The 8,220-nt window shown below is 55.7% G+C and carries 10 protein-coding genes; all 10 read right to left on the minus strand.

Going from position 1 to position 8,220, the window contains the following annotated elements; all coding sequences use genetic code 11:
- On the minus strand, nucleotides 1-322 hold a 322-nt coding region (locus Q7U71_10515), incomplete at its 3' end, for an ABC transporter substrate-binding protein (protein ID MDO9392190.1).
- A 163-nt stretch (nucleotides 323-485) separates the two neighbouring features.
- Nucleotides 486-2,012, minus strand: coding sequence for a proton-conducting transporter membrane subunit (locus Q7U71_10520; protein ID MDO9392191.1), 1,527 nt, complete (start codon nucleotides 2,010-2,012; stop codon nucleotides 486-488).
- Between the two features lie 95 nt (nucleotides 2,013-2,107).
- Nucleotides 2,108-2,584: a cyclic nucleotide-binding domain-containing protein gene (locus Q7U71_10525; protein MDO9392192.1), complete on the minus strand. Its 477-nt coding sequence runs from the start codon at nucleotides 2,582-2,584 to the stop codon at nucleotides 2,108-2,110.
- Nucleotides 2,585-2,653: 69 nt separating this feature from the next.
- Complete coding sequence (locus Q7U71_10530; GenBank protein MDO9392193.1) at nucleotides 2,654-3,316, minus strand: NADH-quinone oxidoreductase subunit K; 663 nt, start codon at nucleotides 3,314-3,316, stop codon at nucleotides 2,654-2,656.
- A gap of 220 nt (nucleotides 3,317-3,536) precedes the next feature.
- Nucleotides 3,537-3,893, minus strand: a complete 357-nt coding sequence (locus Q7U71_10535; protein MDO9392194.1) for a four helix bundle protein — start codon at nucleotides 3,891-3,893, stop codon at nucleotides 3,537-3,539.
- Nucleotides 3,894-4,069: 176 nt separating this feature from the next.
- On the minus strand, nucleotides 4,070-4,552 hold the full coding sequence (locus Q7U71_10540) for a 4Fe-4S dicluster domain-containing protein (GenBank protein ID MDO9392195.1): 483 nt from the start codon (nucleotides 4,550-4,552) through the stop codon (nucleotides 4,070-4,072).
- A gap of 22 nt (nucleotides 4,553-4,574) precedes the next feature.
- Entirely contained in the window at nucleotides 4,575-4,988 is a 414-nt protein-coding gene (locus Q7U71_10545; protein ID MDO9392196.1) for a four helix bundle protein, read from the minus strand.
- A 56-nt stretch (nucleotides 4,989-5,044) separates the two neighbouring features.
- Nucleotides 5,045-5,935, minus strand: a complete 891-nt coding sequence (locus tag Q7U71_10550) for an NADH-quinone oxidoreductase subunit H (protein MDO9392197.1) — start codon at nucleotides 5,933-5,935, stop codon at nucleotides 5,045-5,047.
- Between the two features lie 51 nt (nucleotides 5,936-5,986).
- Nucleotides 5,987-6,379 (minus strand): four helix bundle protein, encoded by a 393-nt coding sequence (locus Q7U71_10555; GenBank protein ID MDO9392198.1) that lies wholly within the window; start codon nucleotides 6,377-6,379, stop codon nucleotides 5,987-5,989.
- A 61-nt stretch (nucleotides 6,380-6,440) separates the two neighbouring features.
- Nucleotides 6,441-8,120 carry an NADH-quinone oxidoreductase subunit C gene (locus Q7U71_10560; GenBank protein ID MDO9392199.1) on the minus strand — a complete coding sequence of 560 codons (1,680 nt, stop codon included), beginning with the start codon at nucleotides 8,118-8,120 and terminating at the stop codon, nucleotides 6,441-6,443.
- Between the last annotated feature and the right edge of the window lie 100 nt (nucleotides 8,121-8,220).

Genomic DNA, 8,220 nt, shown 5'->3' on the forward strand with positions numbered 1-8,220 from the left:
AGCAGTGGCTGTTGTAGTGCCCCACCACTCCGGCCACCCCCTGGTCACACAAACGCTGGGCGATGGCATTGGCTTCCTTTTCATCTGCCCGGTCGTCCCCGGCGATGATCACCACCCGCTTGCCCAACACCCCGCCCCGGGCGTTGCACTCCGAGACCGCCAGCTGCACCCCGTGCAGCAGGTCCTGCCCGGCCTTGCCCTGCTCGCCGGTCAGCGGCCCGGCCACCCCGATCTTGATCTGCTGGCCTCCCGGCCCGCACCCGGAGAACACCAGCGATGCCAGAACGCCTGCTGTTAAGAGTATTGCCGTTATCTTCTTCATATTATCTGTCCATTGTATATTGGTTGTATTTGGATTTATTTCGTGCTACGAAGTTTAATAATCGCGCTACCAGGCCCTTTCGCACCTTTTCCCTCTCCGCTTCGGGGAGGGATCAAGAGCCTGCCCTGAGCTTGTCGAAGGGGAGGGGTCCACCTTGCTGTAGTTATCCCCCTATCAATATCCTCAAAATGCACTTGGTGGCGCTGTCTATCAGCGGATGCACTATCTGGGGGAACACACCCAGCACTATGGCCGCCACGGCCAGGATCACCATGCCGATCCACATCCCGGCCGGGACCTCGGTGGCGGTGGTGGCTTCGGCGCCCACGGCATGCACCTCTTTGGGCGACCAGAATATCTTGTAACCGGCCCTGAAGAAGCAGACCAAAGTGAACAGCGAGGTGATGATGCCGATGATGGCCGCCCGTAAAAGCTTGGATTGCCCCAGCGCCAGGAACAGGGTGAACTTGGAAACGAATCCGTTGAAGGGCGGCATCCCGGACAGGGCGAAGATGCCCACGAAAAAGGCGAAGGCGGTGATGGGCATGTTCAGTTTGATCTTCGACAACTCGGACACCTTGCGCTTGCCGGTGGCGTAGATCAGCGCCCCCACCGCCAGGAACAGCAGTCCCTTGACGATGGAGTGGTTTAAGAGGTGCATCAGGCCGCCGTAGATCCCCAGGTAGGTGCCCATTCCCAGGCCCTCGATCACGTAGGCGATCTGGGCGACTGACGAGTAGGCCAGCATCCGCTTCAGGTCGTCCTGGATCATGGCCATCATCATCCCAACGATCATGGAGATGGAGCAAAGGATGGCGATGAACAGCGGGATGGTGCCGTAGTGCGGGGCAAAGACCGAGATGGTCCGGGCCAGGGCGTAGGCTCCCACTTTGATGACGATCCCGGAAAGCAGGGCGCTGACCGGGGCCGGGGCCTCGGCGTGGGCGTCCGGCAGCCAGGCGTGGAAGGGCACCAGCCCGGCCTTAGTGCCGAAACCGACCACTAAGAAGGCCGAGGCCAGAAGAACGATATTAGTTGGTATCTTGGTGGCAATGGTCCCCAGCTCGGTCAAAAGCAGGACCCTTGACACCGGCAGGTAGGGAATGGCCGCGGCGTAAAGCAGGACCGAACCCAGCAGGGCGAAGATCACGCCCACCGTGACCAGGAGCAGATACTTGTAACCGGCCTCCAGGGCCTGCTTGTTCCAGTGGAAGGTCACCAGAAAGACCGTGGCCAGGGTGGTGAACTCCAGCGAGACGTACATCATGATGATGTTATTGGTGGCGCAGGTCCAGTTCATCAGCCCCAAAAAGACCATGATCTGCCCGTAGTAGCTGGTCATGCTGGTGTAGGGGTGGGCCTCGGCGGCCTCGGTCTTCTCCGAAAAATAGTAGATGGAGTAGACCACCACGATGGCTCCCAGCCCGCTGGCCGCCAGTTCCATCAGGGTGGCCAGGCCGTCGATGTAGAAATTATTATTCCACCAGGTCAGCACCTCGCCGCCCAGCACCCGGCCGGTCATCATGATCGAGATGGCCAGGGTGGCAAATATCCCGATCAGGGCCAGCCCCTGCCGGAAGAACTTGCCAAAGCGTCCCAGGGCGAAGATCAGGCCCCCGAAGAACAGGGGAACCATGAACACCAGGAACGGCAGGATCGAGACCGCGGTGGGATTGATAGTAACGACCATAAATTAACCTGCTATGCTTTGTGATATTGCATTATTGTTGTGACCAAACCGAACGTTTCAAACATTTCAAACCATTCCAACCTTTCAAACCTTGGTCAGCGGCACTGCGCCGCCATGCTGATCAGCTGCAGCCGGGTGTCCTTCAGCCGGGAGGCTATTACCAGCAGGATCTTGTGCATCATTTTGTAACCCAGCTCCTTCTCGGATTTAAAGAGGCTGACCAAAGCCTGCCCGTCGGCCACCAGCACTTTGGTGGGCTTTAAGGCCCGGGCCGAGGCGGTGCCGCCGCTTTTGGTGGTGTCGATGGCCGAGGACCATTCGATGATCCGGCCGGGGGAGTCCTCGGAGGTCAGCATCATTTTTTCGGCGCTGGCCGAAAGGCTCAACCCCACCTCCACCGCCACGCTGCCGTCCAAAAGGATCATCAGTTCCCGGTTCTCGGACTGCTCCGGTATAAGCACCTCGTTTTCCTTGAAAGACCTATCGGAAAACAGGGCCGCCATCTTCTCGATCTCCTTGTCCGAAAAATCGGAAAACAGCGAGATGCTTTTAAGGATATTTTTGTCTGTCATTTGCCGGGCTCCTTTCAAACGTTAAACGTTCTTTATTGACCCAGGCCGGACCATCCGGCGGAAACCGGATCAGCCCTTAAGGCTGGAAAGCTTCATGGTGTCAGAGGACCCGAAGGCCTTGTAGATGCTGTCCGTCAGGAACAGCAGCATCACTGCGGCCACCACCACGTTGGAGACGATTCCCAGGATGGTTGTCACCGGCAGTTGGGGAACCAGGGTCACCAGGGCCAGGTGCACGCCGTTCTCTATCAGGTGCAGGCCGATGATTATCTTGACCGCGTCCCGGTGGATCACCAGCACGTAAAGCCCCAGCACGAATATGGTGAAGGAAAGGGCCAGGGCCGAGCGGGCCGGTTCCGCGGCCGCCGCCGCGGTGGGGGCCACGAAATTGGCGTAGGTGTGGATCATCTGGTAGAAGGCCACCAGGAAGATGGCCAGCACGATGAACGAGACCACGAAGCTGACCAGGGGCTTGATCTCCATCACCTGGGTCTTCTTGATGTGGACCCACAGCAGCCAGGGGATGATGATGACCTTGGTGGCCACGGTCAAAGCCACCCACCAGTAAAGCGAGTAGTTCTGGCTGCGTCCGGCAAAGGCCGCGATGATCAAAGCCAGCAGTAGGGACTGCAACATCAGGAATATGGTGGAGGTCTTGAGGTTCCTGATCTCGGCCGCGCCCACCGAGGCTATGAAGTGGCAGACCATTAAGGTTGTGATTAAGTCGCCCATACTTTGACCTATAAGCTAATAAATTGGGTTTGATGTTTGAGGAGCAAAACTAAAAGCAAAGCAACGATTGAGATGCCCTTACTAAACGCCGCGCGATGTTTGAGATGCAAGCCATTTAAGCCCGGCAACGTTTTCACGTTTGAGAAGCCTGTCATGAATGTTCGGCAACGATTAACGTTGGAGAGGCAATGATAAAAGCCGCGCACCGATAATTTGGAAACTATTTCCGCAGGGTCTTTTCCAAGGCCATCAGCTTGAAATACATTTTGTCCAGCAAGGACTCAATGCCTTTGAAGTCTGCGTCAATGATGTATTTTCTTTGCAGTCCTATTTTCAGATTGGCCAGGGTTTCCACCAGGGAGCCTATGGATATATTTACGAAATGCGCAAATTCCTTTTGGGTGTGCTTGCAGCTGCCTTCGGCAATGTTCAGCGAGACCGAGGTTATGGAACGCTTGCCCTGCTGTTTTAGGATATATTCTTCGGACCGGGGATATTTTTCCAAAAGCGCATAGACCTTATCTATGCATTCCAGCGATATCCGCCATACTTCCAGTTTTTCAAATTTCAATTCCATACTCATCTCATCTTATTGTTTTCATCGTTTTAAACCTTGCCCAGCCCTATTTCGAACTCCTCAATCGTTAAGCATATCTGCCATGCCTGACAGTTCCATCATCGCCTGACCCCATTTCGGGCATCCTCCATCGTATATGTCTCCCCCTTGCCCGTCAGTTCCATCATCGCCTTGCCCTATTTCGTACTCCCTCCATCGTTAAGCACCTCTCCCTGCCCGCCAGTCCTGAACCCCACGGTCATCATCTTGTCCAGAATGGTCTGGGTTTCGAAGCATCTTCCGCAGCGCTGGCAGGTGCCCATGTAGACCTCGGCGCTGATGTGCATGTCGTTGTGGACGTCGTTGGTGGCGGTCTCGAACTCCTGGGTCATGGTGATGGCCTTCTCCGGGCAGACGTCGGCGCAGCGCCCGCAGTAGGTGCAGCGCTCCAGGTAAAAGTCCAGCCGGCGCACCGCCTTCTTGTCGGTGACGATTATCAGCCGCGAGGGGCAGACGTTGGCGCAGCCGGCGCAGCCGATGCACTTGGACACGTCTATGGTCAGCTTGCCCCGGAATCCCTCCACCGGAAGGGCCTCGATATTCCGCTTCAGGGGATAGGGAAAAGTGACCCTCAGGTTCTTGAAGCAGATGATGGCTTCTTTCAATTTGGATATGATCATGTTAGCAATTCTTTCCTGCTATTTATTTACCATTTGGAATTTGGGCGTATTTATATTTTATCCCTTTGATATTGCTTTTATTGAGATAAATTATAAAAGAAAATATTCCGGCTGCAATTTGGTCTGTTAAATTGTATAAATCGTTAAATACTTCTTTGGGTATATACTGTTGGTCAAGGGCGACATATAATTGGCTTTGTATCTCTGCCGCAGATCCTTTGGCGATTGCCAAATATTGGACAAGTTCTTTGTTCCCGCCACGATTAAAACCCTCGGCAATATTTGACATGATCGACACCGATGCCCGCCTCATCTGGTCGCCCAGAGAATAATCCTTGGCGAAAGCCCCTTTGCGAGAGGCTTCGTAAATCCGCTTGGTCAATTCACGAGCTTTTATCCAAATATCCACTTCTTCAAATTTCTTAAAAGTCGCCATTTACTCTTCTCTCAAATGGTGGCATTCCAAATTGCAAATCCCAAATTGTAAATAGCTCAGGCTCCCACCAGCGCGAAGACCAGCCCGACTATCGCCATCAAAATCACGCCAAAGTAATAAATGAGCGCCTGGTCTATCCTCAGCCGGGGGTTGACCACATCTATCAGCCCCACCACTATCACGATCAGGACCACTTTGACGACCTGCGCAACTACCGCCCACAGGCCGGTCAGTCCCTGGGGCCAGGGGAAGAACAACTGGGCCAGGATCATGGAGAATATCACCTGCTTGGCTATGAAGCCCCAGCGGTACAGGGCAAAGGTCGGGCCGGACATCTCGGCGAAGGTTCCGCCCATCAGCTCGCCTTCGGCCTCGGGGATGTCGAACGGCAGTTTGGAAAGCTGGGCCTGGATCCCCAGGAACAGCGCCAACCCTGAAATTATGGTGGAAAGCGAGGTCCCGGAGATCTGCTGCCAGGCCGCCATGTCCGAGAAGCGGAAATTGCGGGTCTTGATGGCCACGGTGATCAGGGCTATGAACAGCACCGGCTCCACCACGAACGAGGTCATCATCTCCCGGGCGGTTCCCAGGAAGCCGTAGGGCGAGCCGGAGTCCATGCCGGCCAGCATCACGCAGACCGAGGCGAAGCTGATCAGGTAGAGGAACAGGAACAGGTCCCCGCTGGCGAAGGGCGCGCTGTTGCCCAGCGGTACCAGCAGGCCGGCGGCCAGAATAGCGGCTAGGCCCAGAAAGGCCGGCAGCGGCCCCAGGAAAGCGTGGGGCGAGCGGACGTCGTCCTTGCCCAAAAGCTTGAGGATGTCCCAGTACGGCTGCAGCAGCGGCGGCCCGATCCGGGAATGCACCAGCGCCTTGAACTTGCGCAGAATGCCCTCCAGCAGAGGCGAGACGAACAATAGGACAAATAACATTATTGCTATTCTGATCATTAAACCACCCTTACTGTTTGAAACGTTCCTTGTTTGAAACGGTTTGAATCGTTACGTCCGCTTGTGCTTTGCGCCCTTAATGGGCGAGGTTTTTAGGTACATTATCAACTTTGCAATCATGATTGATAGCCCGGCAGCTTCTTCTCTTAAAGCTTTACCTTCAACCTCGGTCAGAAACATCAATTCCTGAGCGATCCACAAATGGCTCCTCAACTCCCCGCAAGATCCTTTGGCAATATACAAGTATTGAATGAACTCCTTGTTGTTTTCTCGCTCAAAACCTTCAGCAATATTGGCCATGATTGAAACCGATGCCCGCCTTGTTTGGTCAACCAGTGAATAATCCCGGTTATATTTCTGTAAGTTGGCTGCCGAATAAACCTGTTTTGTTAACTGTTTGGCTACTTGCCATATTTTTAGATCTTCAAAATTCTTTATCGTCATCACTCCACCCCTTCGTAAATTGTAAACATTTCAAACCATTTCCAACAGTTTCAAACCGTTTCTAACTGCGCTTGGTGGTCCAGTTGAACAGCTCTTCTTGTGAATATATCCTGATCTTGCCGGTGGACAGGTCGCAGACCTCCATCCGCTCGGTGCAGGAGAAGCAGGGATCGATGGATCCCAGGATGATCGGCACGTCGGCCACCTGCTCGCCCTTGACCATTACCTGCACGGTGGGCAGGTTGGGGTAGGTTGGGCACCGCACCCGCCAGCGGTAGGGCCGGTTGTCGCCGCCGGTCAGCAGAAAGTGGACGTCCTCGCCCCGGGGGGCTTCCACCGCGCTGATGGCTATCCGCCCGGCCGGGATCTCGTCCCGGATCTCGGTGATGATGTCGCCCTCCGGAAGTTCCATTAAAGCGTCCAGGCACTGGCGGACGATCTTGAACGATTCGATTGTTTCCAGGATCCGGACCACGGTCCGGCCCCAGACGTCGTTGGTGTCGGCGGTGATCACCTTGAAATCCACCGCGTCGTAGGCGCAGTAGGGATGGTCCTTGCGGGAGTCCATGTCGATGTCGGCCGCCCGGGCCACCGGGCCCACAGCCGCCCACTCGTGGCTCTGCTCTCGGTTGAGGATCCCCACCTTCTCCAGCCTCATTCTTAATGTGGTGTCGTCCTTGACGGCATCCAGCACCGCCTGCCATTCCTTGTCCATGGCGTCGATCTTTTTGCGGACCTCGGGCACCTGGGCTTTGGTGATGTCCCGGCGCACCCCGCCGATCAGGTTCATGCCGTAGGTCTTGCGGTTGCCGGTCAGTTTTTCGCACAGCCACATGATGGGCTCCCGCATCCGCCAGGTCTGCATCAGCACGGTGTCAAAGCCGATGATGTGCCCGGCCACCCCCAGCCACAAAGCGTGGGAATGGATGCGCTCCAGCTCCAACATGATGGTTCTTATGAAGTCGGCCCGGCGGGGGACCTTGATCCCGGCCGCGTGCTCCACTAATTTGCAGAAGGAGACATTGTGGACGAAGCCGCAGATGCCGCAGATCCGCTCGGCAATGAACGGTATCTGGTTGTAGGTCAGCGAGGCGTCGCCCAGTTTTTCTATCCCCCGGTGGGCGTAAAAGCCGCGGTAGTCCACGTCCACCACCTTCTCGCCCTCGACGTACAGCCGGAAGTAAGTGGCCTCTTCAAAGACCGGGAAATACGGCCCCATGGCCACCACCGTGGTGTTGGGCGGGTTGTCCTTGAAGGGATAGGCGTTCTCCGGGTTGGAGGGCGGCTTGGAACTGTAGTCGAAGTCCCGGCGCAGCGGATAGACCTCGTTCGGCCAGTCATCGGCCAGCACCAATCTCCGGGGATCGGGATGGCCCTCGAACTGCACACCCAGCAGATCGCGGATCTCCCGCTCCGACCAGTTGGCCCCGGCGATGACGTTGGTGATGGAGGGCAGCACCGGCTTGTGGGGATCGGCCGAGACATCGATGGTAACGAAGAAGTGCTCCTTGTCAAAGCTGAACAGGTGGTAGACCCCGAAGCGCTTTTTAAGCTCCCGCTCGTCCGAGCCCACGCTCACTAAGTAGCGGGCCTTGGTGGTGCGGTGCAGTATCTCCACGGCCTGGACCGAGGCCTGGGGCTTGACCTCCACCCACAACTGTTCGGGAATAGGCTCGGTGTGGGCGATGAAGCCGGTGCCCAGCTTGGCCTTTAATAAAGAGAGTATTTCCTGTTTGGTCATATTTCCTGAAAGTTAAAAAGTTACAAAGGTTGAAAATGTTCAAATGTTGTTCTATGTCTAACCTATTCAGTTTCTCCAAAATTAAACCCAAAGCACGATC

The organism is bacterium, from assembly GCA_030655055.1.
Lineage (GTDB): Bacteria > Edwardsbacteria > AC1 > AC1 > EtOH8 > UBA5202.

Bases quoted from the DNA above. Each gene is read 5' to 3' on its own strand.
- Q7U71_10545 (MDO9392196.1), bottom strand. From the start codon at position 4,988: ATGGCGACTTTTAAGAAATTTGAAGAAGTGGATATTTGGATAAAAGCT.
- Q7U71_10540 (MDO9392195.1), bottom strand. From the start codon at position 4,552: ATGATCATATCCAAATTGAAAGAAGCCATCATCTGCTTCAAGAACCTG.
- Q7U71_10550 (MDO9392197.1), bottom strand. From the start codon at position 5,935: ATGATCAGAATAGCAATAATGTTATTTGTCCTATTGTTCGTCTCGCCT.
- Q7U71_10525 (MDO9392192.1), bottom strand. From the start codon at position 2,584: ATGACAGACAAAAATATCCTTAAAAGCATCTCGCTGTTTTCCGATTTT.
- Q7U71_10520 (MDO9392191.1), bottom strand. From the start codon at position 2,012: ATGGTCGTTACTATCAATCCCACCGCGGTCTCGATCCTGCCGTTCCTG.
- Q7U71_10530 (MDO9392193.1), bottom strand. From the start codon at position 3,316: ATGGGCGACTTAATCACAACCTTAATGGTCTGCCACTTCATAGCCTCG.
- Q7U71_10555 (MDO9392198.1), bottom strand. From the start codon at position 6,379: ATGACGATAAAGAATTTTGAAGATCTAAAAATATGGCAAGTAGCCAAA.
- Q7U71_10560 (MDO9392199.1), bottom strand. From the start codon at position 8,120: ATGACCAAACAGGAAATACTCTCTTTATTAAAGGCCAAGCTGGGCACC.
- Q7U71_10535 (MDO9392194.1), bottom strand. From the start codon at position 3,893: ATGGAATTGAAATTTGAAAAACTGGAAGTATGGCGGATATCGCTGGAA.